At 60.6% G+C, this 15794-nt stretch carries 14 protein-coding genes; 8 read left to right on the top strand and 6 right to left on the bottom strand.

The window, feature by feature from the left end:
- Nucleotides 1–18: 18 nt before the first annotated feature.
- Genes M2336_RS06165 through M2336_RS06155 form a run of 3 tightly spaced genes read left to right on the top strand, consistent with a single transcriptional unit; the run spans nucleotide 19 to nucleotide 1047 of the window.
- A complete protein-coding gene (locus M2336_RS06165) occupies nucleotides 19–375 on the top strand; it encodes a histidine kinase (RefSeq protein ID WP_264592678.1) in 357 nt (118 codons plus the stop codon).
- 1 nt (nucleotide 376) lies between these two features.
- On the top strand, nucleotides 377–760 hold the full coding sequence (locus tag M2336_RS06160) for a group III truncated hemoglobin (protein ID WP_264592677.1): 384 nt from the start codon (nucleotides 377–379) through the stop codon (nucleotides 758–760).
- Nucleotides 757–1047: a DUF1971 domain-containing protein gene (locus M2336_RS06155; RefSeq protein ID WP_264592676.1), complete on the top strand. Its 291-nt coding sequence runs from the start codon at nucleotides 757–759 to the stop codon at nucleotides 1045–1047. The genes M2336_RS06160 and M2336_RS06155 overlap by 4 nt, the downstream gene beginning before the upstream one ends.
- 109 nt (nucleotides 1048–1156) lie before the next feature.
- Here the strand turns inward: M2336_RS06155 and M2336_RS06150 are convergent, their stop codons facing one another.
- Nucleotides 1157–4042 (bottom strand): TonB-dependent receptor domain-containing protein, encoded by a 2886-nt coding sequence (locus M2336_RS06150; RefSeq protein WP_264592675.1) that lies wholly within the window; start codon nucleotides 4040–4042, stop codon nucleotides 1157–1159.
- Between the two features lie 184 nt (nucleotides 4043–4226).
- On the opposite strand from M2336_RS06150, the gene M2336_RS06145 reads away from it, so the two are divergent.
- Both M2336_RS06145 and M2336_RS06140 read left to right on the top strand, forming a co-directional pair.
- A complete protein-coding gene (locus M2336_RS06145) occupies nucleotides 4227–4754 on the top strand; it encodes a MarR family winged helix-turn-helix transcriptional regulator (protein WP_264592674.1) in 528 nt (175 codons plus the stop codon).
- A gap of 275 nt (nucleotides 4755–5029) precedes the next feature.
- On the top strand, nucleotides 5030–5599 hold the full coding sequence (locus M2336_RS06140; protein ID WP_264592673.1) for a MarR family winged helix-turn-helix transcriptional regulator: 570 nt from the start codon (nucleotides 5030–5032) through the stop codon (nucleotides 5597–5599).
- Nucleotides 5600–5654: 55 nt separating this feature from the next.
- Here the strand turns inward: M2336_RS06140 and M2336_RS06135 are convergent, their stop codons facing one another.
- From M2336_RS06135 to M2336_RS06120, 4 genes are read right to left on the bottom strand one after another with little or no spacing between them, the layout of a single operon-like run.
- On the bottom strand, nucleotides 5655–6866 hold the full coding sequence (locus tag M2336_RS06135) for a serine hydrolase domain-containing protein (protein ID WP_264592672.1): 1212 nt from the start codon (nucleotides 6864–6866) through the stop codon (nucleotides 5655–5657).
- Nucleotides 6867–6912: 46 nt separating this feature from the next.
- Nucleotides 6913–8598 (bottom strand): carboxylesterase/lipase family protein, encoded by a 1686-nt coding sequence (locus M2336_RS06130; RefSeq protein WP_264592671.1) that lies wholly within the window; start codon nucleotides 8596–8598, stop codon nucleotides 6913–6915.
- A 52-nt stretch (nucleotides 8599–8650) separates the two neighbouring features.
- Complete coding sequence (locus M2336_RS06125) at nucleotides 8651–9151, bottom strand: nuclear transport factor 2 family protein (RefSeq protein ID WP_264592670.1); 501 nt, start codon at nucleotides 9149–9151, stop codon at nucleotides 8651–8653.
- A gap of 40 nt (nucleotides 9152–9191) precedes the next feature.
- On the bottom strand, nucleotides 9192–12032 hold the full coding sequence (locus tag M2336_RS06120) for a TonB-dependent receptor domain-containing protein (protein ID WP_264592669.1): 2841 nt from the start codon (nucleotides 12030–12032) through the stop codon (nucleotides 9192–9194).
- A 190-nt stretch (nucleotides 12033–12222) separates the two neighbouring features.
- Between M2336_RS06120 and M2336_RS06115 the strand changes: the two genes are divergently transcribed.
- A complete protein-coding gene (locus M2336_RS06115; protein WP_264592668.1) occupies nucleotides 12223–13485 on the top strand; it encodes a serine hydrolase domain-containing protein in 1263 nt (420 codons plus the stop codon).
- A 327-nt stretch (nucleotides 13486–13812) separates the two neighbouring features.
- Here M2336_RS06115 and M2336_RS06110 read toward each other — a convergent pair whose 3' ends face one another.
- Nucleotides 13813–14028 (bottom strand): hypothetical protein, encoded by a 216-nt coding sequence (locus M2336_RS06110; protein WP_264592667.1) that lies wholly within the window; start codon nucleotides 14026–14028, stop codon nucleotides 13813–13815.
- Nucleotides 14029–14576: 548 nt separating this feature from the next.
- On the opposite strand from M2336_RS06110, the gene M2336_RS06105 reads away from it, so the two are divergent.
- Both M2336_RS06105 and M2336_RS06100 read left to right on the top strand, forming a co-directional pair.
- Nucleotides 14577–15143, top strand: a complete 567-nt coding sequence (locus M2336_RS06105) for a hypothetical protein (protein WP_264592666.1) — start codon at nucleotides 14577–14579, stop codon at nucleotides 15141–15143.
- Complete coding sequence (locus M2336_RS06100; RefSeq protein ID WP_264592665.1) at nucleotides 15140–15784, top strand: hypothetical protein; 645 nt, start codon at nucleotides 15140–15142, stop codon at nucleotides 15782–15784. The genes M2336_RS06105 and M2336_RS06100 overlap by 4 nt, the downstream gene beginning before the upstream one ends.
- Nucleotides 15785–15794: the final 10 nt, after the last annotated feature.

Below are 15794 nucleotides of genomic sequence, written 5' to 3'. Positions count from 1 at the left end.
GGGCAAGGAGGAGAGGCAATGCAAAAGGACCTTGTCATGCTTTTCGAAAATGACCAGCCGGTCCTCGCCTCCTTGCAGTTCGCGCTTGCGCTTGAAGGTTACATCATAGCCGATGGTGCGGCGCAGGGGGCAATCTATGGGAACGCGCGCTGTCTCGTCATAGACCAAGGCTACCGCGGGCACGGCTTGGCATTTCTCCAGGAACTGCGCGCGAGCGGAATAGCTGCGCCGGCAATCCTCCTTGCGACGAATCCCACGCGGAAGTTGCATGAACACGCCACCTCAAAAGGGGTGGTCGTTATCGAAAAGCCGCTTTTGGGAGACGAGCTTGCCGAAACCCTCCGCACCCTCTGTCAAACCAGCGACGCCGCCTGAAATGAGCGACGTTGAGATCACCGAACAGGACATCGCCCGCCTCGTGCCGGCATTTTACGAGCGTGTCCGGCAGGACCCAATGCTGGGACCGATTTTCGAAACCGCCATTGATGACTGGCCTCATCACTTGGCCAAGCTGCAGGATTTCTGGTCTTCGGTGATGCTGACCACCGGGCGCTATAAGGGCCAGCCAATGGCAGTCCATGTCCGCTATGCAGACAAGCTCACGAAGGAAGCGTTCATCGGCTGGCTCAACCTTTGGAAGCAAACCACGGACGACATTCTCACCCCCGCCGCTGCGGCCAGGTTTCAGGACAAGGCCGACCGGATCGCCGAAAGCCTTCAGCTTGGCATCGACTTCCACCACGCCAGGAGAGCCGAATGACTGCGGAACTACCATTCAATGTGGCCTCATACCAACGAACCCCGACCTTCAGCGAAGAAACGATTCCGGACGGCCTTCGCAAAGATCATTCGACGAAGGACGGCACCTGGGGGCTCGTTCATGTTGAGGAAGGTGAGCTCCTCTTCGTAGTGACCGACCCGCGTCGGCCCTCCATCCGGCGTGTACTAACTGCCGCAAAGGGACCCGGATTAGTCGAGCCAACCTTACTGCACCACATCGAACTCCTCGGGCCGGTCCGGTTTTACGTCGAATTTTTCAAGGCGTAGTGATACCGACGTTCGAACTCTCACCATTTTAAAGATGCCAAAGCTATCAATTTGATCGCCTCACTGGAGCGAGATTGGCGGAGGTGAAGATCGCCTCCGCAAGGGTGCATCAACCGCCGAAGTGGAACCGCGCGCCGACCTTGAATGCGCGGCCGACAGGATCGAACAGGATCTGGTTGGTGCCGCCGGACGGTCCTGGCAACGAGGGCGGATCACGATCCAACACGTTGTTCACCGTGGCGAAGAGCTGGAACGTCCTGCCAATGCCAGCGTCGACATTCACGCGCGCCGTGAGGTCGAGATAGAAGCGCGCCGGCACCCGATTGTTGTCCACGCTGTTGGGCAAGGTGATCGAGTAACCATCCTGATCGGGGCCGATGAAGTTCGTCCAGTAAATGCCCGACGGGATGTAGCGGCCATGTCCGGTAAGCTGGACCTTGCCGGCCGTCAGCGTCACGACGCCATCCAGCACATAATCCGGCACGCCAGGGATCGTGCCGGTGCGCACGCCGGTCTGCCCCGCGCGATCCACCGCGCCGAGCGAGTCGACGGTGGTGAGTTCCTGCGTCACATTGGCTATGAGCTGCGCGTTGAGATCGCCCCAGCCACCGAGCGGCTGGCGATATTGCAGCTCGATGTCGAAGCCGCTGGTTTTCAACGCATTCGAATTGAGGATCACGTCCCGCACCTGCAGGATTTGATTGTTCGCATCCCGCGTGATCTGATTGCAGAAGGTGGTGGCACCCTGCGCACAACGGTTGACCAACGTCTGCGCGCCAAGCGCCCCGATCGCCCCGGCGACCTTGATATTATAGTAGTCCACCGACAACTTCATGCGCTGCAAAGCGCCGCCGCGCGGTGTGATGACCACGCCGCCCGTCCAGCTGTCCGCCGTCTCAACGGAGAGGTCGGGATTGGATCCGGTGAGCACGAACGGATTGGTTTGCAGGCCATTGTTCAATGGATCGGACAAGCCAATGGAGCGCAGCGTCTGCGGCCCGAACAGTTCGAAGATGTTGGGCGCGCGAATGTCTCGCGAGCGTGTGCCGCGCAGGCGCAGGCCATCGATCGGCTCATAGACGAGGCCGGCCTTCCAGGTCGTCACCGCGCCCGTCGTACTGTAGTCCGTCCGCCGGATCGCGCCATTGAGGTCTAGCGCGGCGCCGAGCGCGCTGTCCCGAAGAACAGGCACCGCGATTTCGCCGAACACTTCCTTGACCGTGACGGCACCGCTCAACGCGGACCCGTTCAATGCATAAAAGCCGTTCGCTGCTGAAACCGGATCAGCCGTGCCATCGACCTTGTCGCGGCGATATTCGCCGCCCACCGCGACACTTACCGGGCCCGCCGGCAAATCAAACAGCTCACCACGCACGTCGAGCCCAACGACGTGTTGGTCGTTCACGGTGCGCTGGAAGCCATCGTCGGTGATATAAGCGGCGGCCGCAGCGCTATACCGCCCCTCGCCAAAGGGGTTGAAAGCGACGCATGCGGGATCGTCGTTGGTTGTGCTTGCGTCCGCATTCACACGGCAAATGGCGTTTCCGCCGGACTGAACCGCATCGACCGCCCGGCCCAGCTTGGCAAGATTGACGAGGTTCGTCGCGCTCTGGGTGAAGTTGGTGCGGCCATATTGATAGAAGCCATTCAGCGTCCATCGGTCGCTCAGCCGCGCTTCGAGACCCAGCACCCCACGATAGGTTTCGGTTGTGGATGTCGCCACGCCCGGTCCCAGATCGAAGGAGGCCTTGCCGAGAATGAAGGAAGCGACGCCGTTGGCATCCATCGCTGTCTGGACAGACTGCGGGATGAAGGGGTTGTCCCGCTTGATGCGTCCCAGGAGCGTCCCGTTGAAATCCCGGAAAATTGCGCCCTCGACCGTGCCCTTGACCCGCCCGTAGGAAACGTCGGCGCTCAGCGTCACATCGTCGCTCAGGTCAGCGGTCAGAGCACCGTAAGTGGACACACGCTCCAGCGGCACCTTCAGGCGCAAACTCGACACAAAGCCGTTCCGGCCCTGCCCCTCGCCACCGAGCATGAACAGCGGCCCAACGAGCGTGCCATATTGGAAGCGTCCGGGCGTGCCATCCGCCAGGAACTTGGTGCCGCGCAGTGGATCGCTCGCGGTTGTGCCGATCACCGCACCGGCAGCGTTGTAGGACCGGTTGATGAGCCCGCCGGGCGACATGGTGGACGTATTGACACCAGGCACGATCAGATTGGCAGGCTGGCCACCCGCGCCCGGGGTATTGCCGAGGATCAAGGTCTGACTGTTGCACCAGCTGCGCGTGGTGCAGTCACCCAAACCCTCAAGCTTTTCATATTCGACGGCCGCAATGACGTGAATGCGGTCGCCCAGGCTCATGCCGCCGGACAGGCTGGCGAACAGATTGCCATCGTCGCCACGCTGCGACACGCCGGCAGAAAATTCTCCGTCGAGCCCGGTTTTCCGGCGATCAAGGATGAAGTTCACCACGCCGGCAACCGCATCAGACCCGTAGGCCGCCGATGCGCCGCCCGTGACCACGTCCACGGTCTTCAGCAGGGACGACGGAATCAGGTTGGTGTCGACCGATCCTTGAACCGTGCTGGGCACGAAGCGCTTGCCGTCCACCAGGACGAGGGTACGCTGGGGTTCAAGACCACGCAGGTCGAGCAGCCGGGCACCGATATATCCGCCGAGATTGGCCTGCGCCGCCGGCCCGCTCGAGGCGCGAAAACTCGGCAACTGATTGAGCGCCTCGCCGACATTGTTGATGCCGAGGGCTTCGAGGCGCTCGGAGCCGATGCTGGTCACGGGCGTGGGAGCGTTGAAACCACCGCCAAGGCGCGTACCGGTGACCACGATGGCCTGCTCAGGCGCGCTTTCAGCTGAGCCTTCAGCGTCGTCCTGAGCGGCGACCTGCGCACTGGCCGGTTGAGCGGCCGTCATTGCGATCAAGCTCATGATCGCCAGCACGCTCGCGCCTGCGCGCACATGGATGATCGTTCGCATCTTCCAGATCTCCTGTCCCTCGAGCTTCTCGGTCGGCTCTCGACGCCTTTGTGTATCAGGGTACATAAAAAGTCAAAACGATTGAGCCGGATCGTGAGGCGATCCACGGGCACCTTTTACAGAAGGTGGCCGACCGCTAATTGGAGGTTGCCCTTTCCGGGGCATAGAGAGGCAAGGAAACGGAATGGCGCCTGAAAAATTCGATCGTTCCGATCCATCGGACGGCCAGCCCTCGCATCATGGAGGCTATTCTTCCGGAGATGTACGTGATGAGATGGAGTTCGAACTGACCCGCTTATTGTCGCTGGCAGCACGCCGCTGGGGGACATATGTCGAAAGCCGGATGATGCCGACAACAGGGCAGTCGCGCTCGCGGTGGCAAACCTTGTTCGTGCTCAGCGTCGCCCCGCCCCCGGTCACGACATCTGACCTTTCGGCACGCCTCGCCATTCAGTGGCCGCCGCTAATCAGGACGCTGAACTCCCTTGAGGAGGACGGCCTCATCCGGCGCATCGATAACCCCAACGACAAGAGATCCCGCTACATCGAGATCACGCCGGCCGGACTCGATGTTATCGCGCAGGTGCAGCCCGCGCTCTCCCGGTTTCGAGGCAAAGCCTTCGCCGGCCTCACCTTGGAAGAAATGGATGTCGCCAGCCACATTCTGGAGAAGATTATTCAGGGCGTATCGGACGCGCAAAGCGAGCCCTGATACCAAGCGGACTGGAGCGACGCCTCCTGCGCCAGAACGTCGGCCAGCGCGGCATTAATAGGGATGACAGCCTTGGCTAGTGCGTAACACGGGTTCGGCAGTCCCCGAGAAACAAGCTGATTACTTCGACCTGATTCAGTAGGCGGTATATCGAGGGCCCCGTGACCCTTTGCGTGGCACCGACGAGGCCGCCGCCAGATTGGCGGCTGTCGAGATTCCGTCCCATTTGCACGTGTTCATTCCCACGTAGGAAGAGCCATGCTAGGCGCTAGTCTATGAAAAACTGCCCGCCCAACGGAACTGTTTCAGAGCAACGCATAAGGCAGGAACCCGCGATATACCCGGACTCCCGCGAAGTCGAACGGATGATGGCCATATTGGAGCAGCAGTGGAGCACAGCGGGGGCGTGGAACATCCCTTACCTCGTGCTGCTGGTCGCCAAGCTGGTGGATCGCATCACGGCTCATCATGTCAAGCAAGTGGCAAGCCTGTCCTTGGCCGAGTGGCGAGCCATGGCCCAGATCGTGGAGCTTCAGCCCTGCAATGCCACCCAAATTGCGCAACGTTCTCTGGTTGACCCGGCCGAGGTTAGTCGCGCCCTTCGGTCGCTTGAAAAACGTGGCTTCATCCAGCGCTACCGCAATCCGAAGAACCTCAAGAGCCGCGTCGTCATGCTGACCGCCGAAGGTGAACGCGTACGGTCCGCCATTCGCGGTGAACGCGACGAATTCTATGAGCAGTGGATGGAGAATCTTTCGTCTGCGGACCTGACGACCATGGATGCGGGGCTCCGCTCGATCGCCAAGAAAATCGTCGCGATCGCGCCCCATGTCGTGGAGGGCTAGCCGCGCGTTCGGGTCGGGCTATCGCCAGACTGGGCGACAACCCGGCCCGCCTACCTCATTTCGGGTTCCACCGTGCAGCGGCTTTCAGAAACTCCATCGTCTCGGCCATGACTGGAACTGCATCCGGCCCCACCGGGCCGTGGCTGAGTTTTACGACCACCGTCTTATGTTCCGGATCGACATAGATGAACTGGCCCTCTCCACCGATGGCTGAAAAGGCCTGCGTGCCCGGTTGGGTCCACCAGAAGTAACCATAGCCCAGGCCCTCACCCGTATCGACAGTAATGCTCTGGCGGAGCGTTCGCACATAGTCGGCAGGAATCAGTTGCTTTCCGTTGAGCGCGCCTTCGTTCAACATGAGCTGTCCGATCCGCCCGTAGTCCCTCAACCGCGCGTTGAACCCGCCCGCTGTGAATTCGCGACCCACGCCAGCAGGTCCATCGATGACATAGAAGCCATCAGCCTCCATGCCGCCGGGCTTCCACAGGCGCTCGCTGAGATAGCGACTAACCGGCATCCCGGCCGCGCGCTCGACCACCAGCCCGACAAGCGCTGCATCCATGCTGTTGTAAACGAAATGGGTCCCCGGCTTGTGGGCAGGCTTGGTCAGCGCCGCTGCATCCGTGTAACGCGCCTTTTCCTGAACCCACGACGCCACATGGGCATCGTAAGCCAGGTTGCCGGGCGTCATGAAGTTATCGACCCAATCCACGCCCGACCGCATCTCCAGAAGATCGCGCACGGTCGTTCCTTCATATCCGGATCCCTTCAATTCCGGGATGTAGGTGATGATCGGTGTGGTCAGCGATGCGATTTTTCCCTCACGCAGCGCGAGGCCGACCATGATCGCGTTGAAGGATTTCGCAACCGAGTAGGAATTGAAGAGGGTCCCTTCGCTGGAGTGATTGTAATATCCTTCGTAGACGATCTCACCGTTCTTCATGATCAGCAATGCGTCGGTCTGCGTCCGCTCGACGATATCTGATGCATTCCGGCGCTGTTTGTTGAACTCGTAGGTGAAGTCGAGCGGGCGCTGCCGCTGACGCAACGCGAGGACGTCCGGGCTGGCGGCGACCGGCGCGGTGTTGAACATCTCGGCCAGCGTGCGGTTCGCGAGCATCCGGAGCGGCGGATCGAACATTTGCATACGATATGTCTTCACCTCTTCGGAGGGTTGGGCGAATGCAGCTGTGCCGCCCAGAGCAGTGCCGAAACCGCTCGCCACCAGTATCGCAGCCATGACCCTGCGCCCCACATTCACGTTCATTCGCGCTCTCCTTTGCGGCTTATCAACAGATTCGAGGTGGCACTCGTCACAATGCCTGTCCGATACGAAGCTGGTCCAGCAGCCGGCGTGCTTCACCGTCCGGATCATCCGCGATGCGGCATTCGCGATCGAAGAGCATCGTGGCTCTGCGCGTCCGCTCATAGGCCGGCCATTCGAGGGCCGGGGTGCTCGGCGCACCGCTTCGTGCGAAGGCGACCCAAGCCGAACTCAATCGCTCGGACAATGCCTCTGCATCCTCGCCGCCCCCGTTGACGCCGGATCCTTCCTGCACATTGCGGAAGACCAAGGGCACTTCGAGACCATGCGGGGCCTTCATCTGCCCGTTGAAACCCGGCGTCTGCCAATCGACCCGGTACATGAAGACAGGCGCGGCCCGTGCCGCGTTCCGTCGTTGCGCTATTCTGATCGAGTTGATCCGCGTCGGGATGTCGGCCGTCATGATCGCATAGAGGTCCCAGGGGGTCATCGCAGGATAGATGTCGCGGTATCCTGCTATGACAGCCGTCGGATCCTTGCCAACATAACCGGCCAGTCGCGTCGGAAGGTCCTCGAAGCGCATATGATGCGCCTGCGGATTGCCACTCAGGGTGACCGCCGCCATTTCCTGCCGTGCGCTGCCAATCATCAGCGGCACGTGCGCGGAGAGCGCCAGGACCGAGAGCTCCAGCGGTTGCCCCGCGATGACCTGACCATCCACGACCGGCGAGAAGCGGGACGGAAAGCCCCAAAGCTGGCTAGGCGGTTGCGAGATCACAGCGCGATACGCCGAAAGCAGCCTGTCGACGGGCAGCGCCTGCAGCGCGGCCGTGTCGCCGGGCGCGACAGCGAGCGCGGCACAAAGCCGGTGCGTCACATCCTCGCCTTGCTCTGCGGTAAGCAGGGCTGGCGTTTGCCCGCTCTGGACGATGGCCTTGTGGAAGAGGCCACGTGCCTGCGGCATTGCCATGAGGGCCGACACTTTCTGGCCCCCCCCCGAATAGCCGAAGATCGTCACGTTCTTCGGATCGCCGCCAAAGCGACTAATGTTGCTTTGTATCCACTGGAGAACCAGGAGGATGTCGAGCATCCCGGCATTGCCGGAGCCTTCGAAGCCAGCGGCATCGACAGGCGTAAACCCCAGGACGTTCAGCCGATGGTTGCAACTGACGACCACCACGTCACCGAAGCGCGAGAGCCTTTCACCATCGTGGACGGCGGTCGATGCGGAGCCTGACCAGAAGCCGCCGCCATGCAGCCACAGCATGACCGGTCGACCGGCGTCGTCGTTTACAGACGGTGTCCAGACATTGAGAACCAGACAGTCCTCGCTCTCGTAGGTCTGCAGACCCACATCACCTTCAGCCAGCGCATAGGGGTTGTCGGCGAAGCTGCGATCGGTGGTCGAATCGCCTTGCGGGGCGGTGGCGCCCCAACCCAATGCATTGAGCACGCCATGCCATGCCCGCGGAGTTTCCGGGGGGCGAAAACGGTTTCGGCCCGCCGTCGAGGCACCGTAGGGAACCCCGCGAAAGCTGTGGATCCCCTCTGACAGAAAGCCGCGGATAGCGCCATGAGCAGTCTCCACGACCGGCCCGAAGGAACGCTGCGCGCCTTTTCCCCACGCTGTTCCGGCCAAGAGCAGCGTCCCTGCCACTGAGGAGGCACTTCCCTTCAAGAAGGTCCGGCGCCCTACCGAGCCTGCTGCCGACTGCTGATGTTCAATGCCAGGCATGGCCTCTCCTCGTGCCGTGTTAAGAGTTGTTTTTCGACCCTGCTGAACCTCCTCAGCGCGCAGCGGAGCCAGCCGGAACTTTCTGCGCGCCCGACCGGCTCCCCCTGATGGTGGAGATAAGCCCGTTTTCCAGCGTGTAATAAACCGTCCCTTCGGTCATGATCATGTCGCCTCTTTTGAGATTACCGGACGGCATTGCCACGCCATCCCTGAGGGCGACGAGCCGCGTGCTGAGCTCGGCCGCCATCAGCCCCTGCCGATTGTCCACCACCACCACATGGGGCGTCACCTCCTCGCTGACCTGCAAGCGAATGTTCTTGTAGAAGTCGACGATCGCCTGGCGCCCCTTCAACACCCCGAACATCGGCGCGTGATGGAAGACAACATCATTGGCATAGAATTGAGCAAAGCGCTCATCCCCCGCATTGAAGAGCCGGAGATACTCCTCGAATCTCTGCCGGGTCATCTCGTGAGCCGCGGCCTCCTGCGCCAATGTGGCCCCAGGGCTCATGACAGCCATCAGGCCGATCGCCAAAAGTGCTATCAGTTTCATAACCTGCCTCCCATGTCTCCGCGCACAGCGCCGATCCTGCTCAGTAATTCAAGCGAACGCCGGCAAGGAACGTCCGGCCGATCTGGTCAAACAAAATGCCGTTCGTCGCGGAAGAGGCACCAGGCGCAATCGGCGGATCCCGGTCGAAAAGGTTGTTCACCACAGCGTAGACCTCAAAGGACCCGCGCTCGAAAACAGGAATGGTCTGGGAAATAGACAGATTGGTATACAGGCGTGACGAGACGCTGTTATCGTTATTGCTATTGTTCCGGGCAGGCGGTCCACTGATGGCTTCCTGATAACCGGCTTCATCCGGGCCCACCTGCAGGACATCGTAACGCCCTTTCCCGATGTAGCGGTTCTGCACCGTGATGCTCGTGCCGCCAGCACTCTTCCAGGTGAGATAAGATGTCGCCTGGAAATGCGGGACGCCCGGCCCCGCCCCGAAGTTGGAATTACCAGTCTGCCCAGCAAGATCGACACTGGTTCCGGTTGCATTGTAGAACGTCACCAGCCGGTCGACATAGGTCGCAAGGCCACGGAAGCTCAGCGACCCACTGCCGATCTGACGGCGATAGTTGAGCTCGAAATCCACACCTCGCGTCGAGAGGCCATTGAGGTTCGCCTGCGTGTCCGTGATCAGCGTGATGGCACCCGCACCGTTTCGCGTCACGCGCCCGCAATCGGACGCGGAACCTGCCTGGCAAAGCTGCAGGATATTCGTCGCGCCAGTTGAGGTGATTACATCGGTCACCTTGATGTCGTAATAATCCACTGACAAAGTCAGCGTGTCAGCGCTGTTCCGAAGCGGCGTGATGACCACGCCGACGGTGGTCGTGTTAGCGGTTTCGGGTTGCAGGCTCTGATTGCCGCCGGTCAGCAGGGGGACGAGCACCTGCGCGTTGGTCTGGGGATCCACAACGGAGACCTGCCCACTTACAAGCGGTGAGAAAAGTTCCGAGATGTTGGGAGCTCGGATATCCTGAGAGCGAGTGACTCGAAAGCGCAAGAAGTCAGACGGCTCCCAGACGCCGCCGACTTTCCATGTTGTGACAGCGCCCGACGTGGAATAATCGGTACGCCTGACAGCCCCATTGAGCGCAAATGACTTCGCGAACGGGACATCGGCCAGCAGCGGCGCATTGACCTCCAAATACCCCTCGGTCACGTCGAACGCGCCAGAGATATTGGCAGCATTAAAGGTGTAGAAGCCATTGGCCTGCGAGATCGGATCGGCGACCGTCACGAGTGAATCCCGGCGATACTCTGCACCGGCGGCCACGGCGAGGGGGCCACCGGGAAGAGGCGCGAGTTCGCCACTGATGTTGGCGCTGACGACGTCCTGCTTGATCTTGGTATCCAGCGCCGCAGTGCCGGTAACGAAGGTCGCAGCACCGGGCGTGAAATTACCTATACCGAGTGGGTTGAATGGCTGACACCCATTGCTTTGATCCCGGCAGACAATGGCGCCGCCAGGCCCTTCGATCGCGTCGATGGCTTGGCGTAGACGAGCGGGTATCAGATTATTCGACAGACGCTGTGCATAGTCTGTCCGACCTTGCTGATAATAAGCCTCATAGTGCCACTGCGCTCCCAATTCGCCGGTCACGCCGGCCACTGCCCGCAAAGTGGATGTTTTGGAGCGGCCGAGCGCATTCCCGAGATCATTCATGGCCTTGCCGACCGAGATCGTGCCGGTTGGGCCAATGGCATTGCGGATCACCTCCGGCACGAAGGGGTTTTCGCCTGTCAGCACAAGACCGCCCCCGGTGAAGCGGCTGAAGCGACCCTGCGCGCCGACATTCTTCCCTAGAACGGACCCGTACGAGACGTTCACGAAGGGCTTGAAGGCCGGGCTAACCTCAAAATCGGTATATCCGTAGAGACTGTAGCGCTCGTAAGCCGGCACCATGACCGGGCCGCGAAAGAAGGCATTTTCACCCTTGCCCGTGCCCCCCGACTGGAAGAAGCCGCGATACTGGCCCGGGACGAACGGAACCAACGACCCGCCATCGGCACTGAACTGCTGGTCTGCAAAGGGACCGCCATCGATAAGCCCTGGCCCGGTAAGAAATCCCGTTCGACAGTTGTCCACAATCAAATTGGCGGGCTGGGAAGGATCTACGAAATTCCCCAACTGACAGGTTTCACGACGCGACCATTCGCGCGAATAGTAGTCACCCTGCCCCTTGTTCTTCTCGTATTCTCCCGCAAGGACGATGTGTCCCCGGCCGCTAGCAAAGCCTGTGCCGCCTGCCAGAGAGGCCTGCACCGTTTCGTTATCTCCCTGTTGTGCAACACCTGATTGCGTTTGGGCGCGCAGTCCCTCGAGGCGGGTGTCCGTTACAAGGTTGATCACGCCTGCCACGGCATCCGAGCCATAGGCGGCAGAAGCGCCACCCGTCACGATGTCGGAACGATTGACAATGGCGCTCGGGATCAGCGCCATATCCACTGTGCCATTTGCCGTGCTGGGCGCAAAGCGACGCCCATCCACCAGGATCAAGGTTCGCTCTGCTCCTAGGCCGCGGAGATTTGCAATCCGCGAACCGATATTTTGGGGGCTTAGGGCGACCGTCTGCCCAGGAGCTGCACTGTTGAGTAGCGATGGCAATTGCAACAGTGCGTCACCGACGTTCGCGATACCGAGCGACCTCGTCGTCGAGGAATCAAGTATAGTCGTCGGGGATGGCAAGCTTGCACCGGAGACTGCTTGAATGCGCGAACCGGTGACGATGATGTCCTGCATCGGCGGCGCGCCGTCTTCAACGGTTTGGGCATGTAAGAGCGGAAGGGGCGCCGCCGTCAGCGCAAGCCATGTTGCAGCATAGGTCGCTGCGAATACCCTGCGCCGACGCGCCGGATAGCCACCATCCTTCATGACATCCTCCCTGTTTCCGATGCGCCATTTTGGCTGCACCACCGAGACCGCTAATGAGCCCCTCACTCGACCCATCACCTCTTGGCGATCTCAAGACCTATCCATGTCTTTTGAGTTGTCAATATCTTTATTGATTTTTCAAGTTTACCGAGCCATGCTGCTCACAACATAAAAGCATAGGGAGGAAGCTATGATGAAGAATCGCCTGCGTAAGGTGGCTCAGGTTGCGTCGTTCGGGCTGCTCGCCGCAGGGTCAGCCTTGAGCGGACAGGCGGCTTACGCCCAGGATAATCCCGTTCCCACTTCCTGCGAACCGGATTCGCGAGCCACGCCAGCGATCCGCGAACTGCGCCGCACCTTCATCGACGCCAAGATCAACGCGCTGACGTTCCACAGCATCGATTCCATCTTCAACACGGTGCCGGTCAAGGCGGGCGGACAGGCCGTCCCGCTTAGAAGCAGTCAGCACCCGCTTGATTTCGCGTATAAATACAAGGGAGAGCTGGTCCCCGCGCAAGACGCTCTGGAAAGGACGTTCACGAATGCGCTCGTCATTCTCAAGGACGGTAAGATCGTCCACGAGACTTATCGCAATTTCACAGGGTTGCAGACACGGTTCCTCTCCATGTCGACAGCGAAATCCATCACGTCGATCCTGGTGGGCGCGGCGCTAGCCGATGGACACATCAAATCCGTCGATGAGCAAATCGTCGCTTATGTGCCGGAACTCAAAAACACCGCCTTCGATGGCGCCACGATTCGTGACCTCCTCCTCATGCGGTCGGGCGCGGACCGGGAGGATAATTATCAGCCGGATAGCGCGAGTGATGCAGCCCGCCTGCGTGAAGAGATCATGGTACTCAACTGTCGCCGCAGCGTCGACGAGGCGCTCCTCGCAAAGCGCGCCGATAAACCTGGCAAAACCTTCCGTTATTCAACTTTGAACACGAACATTCTTGGTTGGGTTCTGGAGAAGGCGACCGGCAAGCCGATCAACGAATATATGAGCGAGCGCCTCTGGAGGCCCCTGGGCGCTGAGGCCGACGGATTCTTCCTAACCGATGGGCCGCCCTCCCGCGGGCGAGCCACGAATGGGATGGGCTTCAATGCCGTAGCTCGTGACTATGCTCGGCTGGGGCAGATGATGCTGGACGAAGGACGGGTTGGCAGCCGCCAGATCATTCCAGCCGACTGGGTCCGGGCGTCAACTATTCCGACCTATCCTGAACCTGTGGCTCAGGGACAGGATCAGGGCTATCAGTACCAATGGTGGACCCTCGTAAACTCAAACGCCTATATGGCGATCGGCCTGCAAGGGCAGTTCATATACGTTGATCCGGACACGCGCACAGTTGTTGTAAAACTTAGTTATTTCCCGATTTCCGACAATGAGGCTTATCGGGAAAGCGAAGCCTTTTTTCGAGCGATATCGGGTTGGAACCCCGAAAAGTGAGTCAGCGTCGTGACATTAAGGCCGCTTAGTTCGGTGGTGCAATGCCGACACGTCTCGTTAGGTTTGGGATGCCTAGGCCTCCCCGAGGCTCTGAATTGCAAGGCAAGTTCATCCGTGTCTGCCATGCGGCAACGCCTGGGGGGAAACATAAGGCCAAAGCGCCGCCATCACGTGGGTGCGCGCTGCGTGTGGGGTGGGGTCGCGCCGTTGATGGGCTACGGCCGTTTAGACAGGATAGCTGACGCTCCACGACCAGAGTTCGTAAAGACGGCTTCTTCACCATCTGCGGCTATTTTGGGACATTCATCGGCATCGCCACCTCCGAGGTCATGGCGCGCATCCACGATTTGCCGGCAAATGGATCACCGCACTCTTGCGGCCAAGATCAGCGGCATGCAGACCCATCACGCCGGCATCGTCGTTTAATAGCGTCCATGCAGATAACAGGACGTTGCGACGTCGATTGTCCTGCGTCCCATCAACGGCTTCGGACCGCTCGGCGACCTCGCTCGCACGCGGAATCCCCTGCTGCGCGCGCTCCACGAGGATGGGCTAGTCAGGCCGGACGCACTTGCCATCGGTATCGACGTCGACCGGGAGGGGCGTTGCGATCAACACCCAGGGTCTGGGGCGCGCTAACTGACCGCGAGCTGTTGGGAGTCGGGCGCAGGTTTGTAGACGAACGACGTGGTTGGGAACGGCTGAGCGTTCTCCTCGGCAATGATCTTGCAGAAAGCTGGCATCCAAAGCTTTGCCCCGCGGTCCTCGGGATTTCGCCGGATCGAACGCCTCCGCAGGACGCTGAAATCGATTTGCACACATTCCACTTGATCCCTTTTGCCACGCGAGCGATGTGGCGTTGCTCCTCGTGAAAGCCGGGGAGCGGGGCGTGGAAACCCCTCACACAGCAGCTCGGTCGAGATTATCGGCCGGGTGGCATGCGCGCATGTCCAGCCGGCAACGGTAAAGGCGCATGCGCCTGACTGTGTGCAGGTTTCCAACATCCGGCTTTGGCCGTCGCCCCGAGTGGACATAGGCGCGACGAGGAAGCCCAGGCCAGAACGTCGCTGCTTCATGGGAGTAAGAGCGACGTGACCTGCCAATCTGCTATCGAACCGCCCCATCACAACGGACAGCTATCGCTGGACTCAACGCTGATCGAGAAAGCGCTGGAGTATCAGCTGGTCGGCGAACTTATCGCCAAGCTGCTGGCGCGCGGGCAGCGCTGTGAAGTCCTGCACGGCATCTGCGATCGCGATGGCTATGATGTCGTGATCGAGGCAGCCGGGATCGTGCGGCATATCCAGCTTAAGTCGCGGGTGCAGGGTGGCAAGAATGGCAAGTTCGACATCGCGACCAGACTGGCTGACAAACCATCCGGTTGCGCGATCCTGATCAGTTGGGACCGCCGCACGATCCGGCCGACAGGCTTTCGGTTCTTGGGATGCGCGCCGGGCCAACCACTTGATGAGCTTGGCGACAAGGTCACGACACACAGCCGCTATAATGGGCAGCTTACTAAAGGCCGACGCCCCGCCTATCGCAGCGTTCCCATCGGCCAATTCGACAAGACGGCGACGCTCGACGTGCTGGTAGACCAACTGTTTGGTCCGGCACCTGTGCCAGCGTCTCTCGATGGCGTGGAGGTGATGGCATGACGCGCGCTGGCGTCCTCGCGCTGAGCTTCGCCCTGCTCGCAACGCCGACACTCGCCAAGGACAAGGTTCCAAAAACATGGCAGGCGACGCGCGCGACGGATCCAATCACGGGCGCAACAAGCTGTGTCGTCTCCGCCCTCGATTATGTCGGCAAGCTTCGCTACTCGCGCACTGGCTATCTTTATCCCGTGATCGAGATGAACAGCAGGCATGGCCTGCTGGTCGGCGTGAGCAGTGGCGGACGCTTTCGCTTGCCCACCGGAACGATCGTCTGGCGCGTGGATGACCAACCGTTTCGTGAGCTGAAGCCTGAGGATAATCCGCAAGGCGCATCTGTCTCCCCCTCCCCAGCAGCCAATGATGCCACCAAGGCCATGGCAGATGCCATGGCGCTGTCGAACAAGCTGATCATGTCCGCAACCGCGACCAGCACGCTCGCCAGCGGCGAGGTCGCAAAAGCAATGCTGAGCGAACTGCGCGCCGGTCAGGGTCTTATCTTTCGCGCAGCGGCAATCTCAAGCCCCTATGGTCTGCCCGATCCGAACATGATGCGGGTTGGCCAGTTTCAAAAGGATGGCCTCAAGCCCATCCCTGTCGATGCCTCACTCGCCATCGCGTTGGCAGAGTGCGGCATCGAATAAGGAGGCTGAG

This window comes from Sphingobium sp. B1D7B, from assembly GCF_025961965.1.
In the GTDB taxonomy this organism is placed as follows: domain Bacteria; phylum Pseudomonadota; class Alphaproteobacteria; order Sphingomonadales; family Sphingomonadaceae; genus Sphingobium.
The sequence above is the reverse complement of the archived record's forward strand: the minus strand, read 5'-3'. Positions and strand labels throughout refer to the sequence as shown.

Bases quoted from the DNA above. Each gene is read 5' to 3' on its own strand.
- M2336_RS06115 (WP_264592668.1), top strand. From the start codon at position 12,223: ATGATGAAGAATCGCCTGCGTAAGGTGGCTCAGGTTGCGTCGTTCGGG.
- M2336_RS06140 (WP_264592673.1), top strand. From the start codon at position 5,030: ATGAAAAACTGCCCGCCCAACGGAACTGTTTCAGAGCAACGCATAAGG.
- M2336_RS06125 (WP_264592670.1), bottom strand. From the start codon at position 9,151: ATGAAACTGATAGCACTTTTGGCGATCGGCCTGATGGCTGTCATGAGC.
- M2336_RS06160 (WP_264592677.1), top strand. From the start codon at position 377: ATGAGCGACGTTGAGATCACCGAACAGGACATCGCCCGCCTCGTGCCG.
- M2336_RS06120 (WP_264592669.1), bottom strand. From the start codon at position 12,032: ATGAAGGATGGTGGCTATCCGGCGCGTCGGCGCAGGGTATTCGCAGCG.
- M2336_RS06130 (WP_264592671.1), bottom strand. From the start codon at position 8,598: ATGCCTGGCATTGAACATCAGCAGTCGGCAGCAGGCTCGGTAGGGCGC.
- M2336_RS06100 (WP_264592665.1), top strand. From the start codon at position 15,140: ATGACGCGCGCTGGCGTCCTCGCGCTGAGCTTCGCCCTGCTCGCAACG.
- M2336_RS06145 (WP_264592674.1), top strand. From the start codon at position 4,227: ATGGCGCCTGAAAAATTCGATCGTTCCGATCCATCGGACGGCCAGCCC.
- M2336_RS06165 (WP_264592678.1), top strand. From the start codon at position 19: ATGCAAAAGGACCTTGTCATGCTTTTCGAAAATGACCAGCCGGTCCTC.
- M2336_RS06155 (WP_264592676.1), top strand. From the start codon at position 757: ATGACTGCGGAACTACCATTCAATGTGGCCTCATACCAACGAACCCCG.
- M2336_RS06135 (WP_264592672.1), bottom strand. From the start codon at position 6,866: ATGAACGTGAATGTGGGGCGCAGGGTCATGGCTGCGATACTGGTGGCG.
- M2336_RS06150 (WP_264592675.1), bottom strand. From the start codon at position 4,042: ATGCGAACGATCATCCATGTGCGCGCAGGCGCGAGCGTGCTGGCGATC.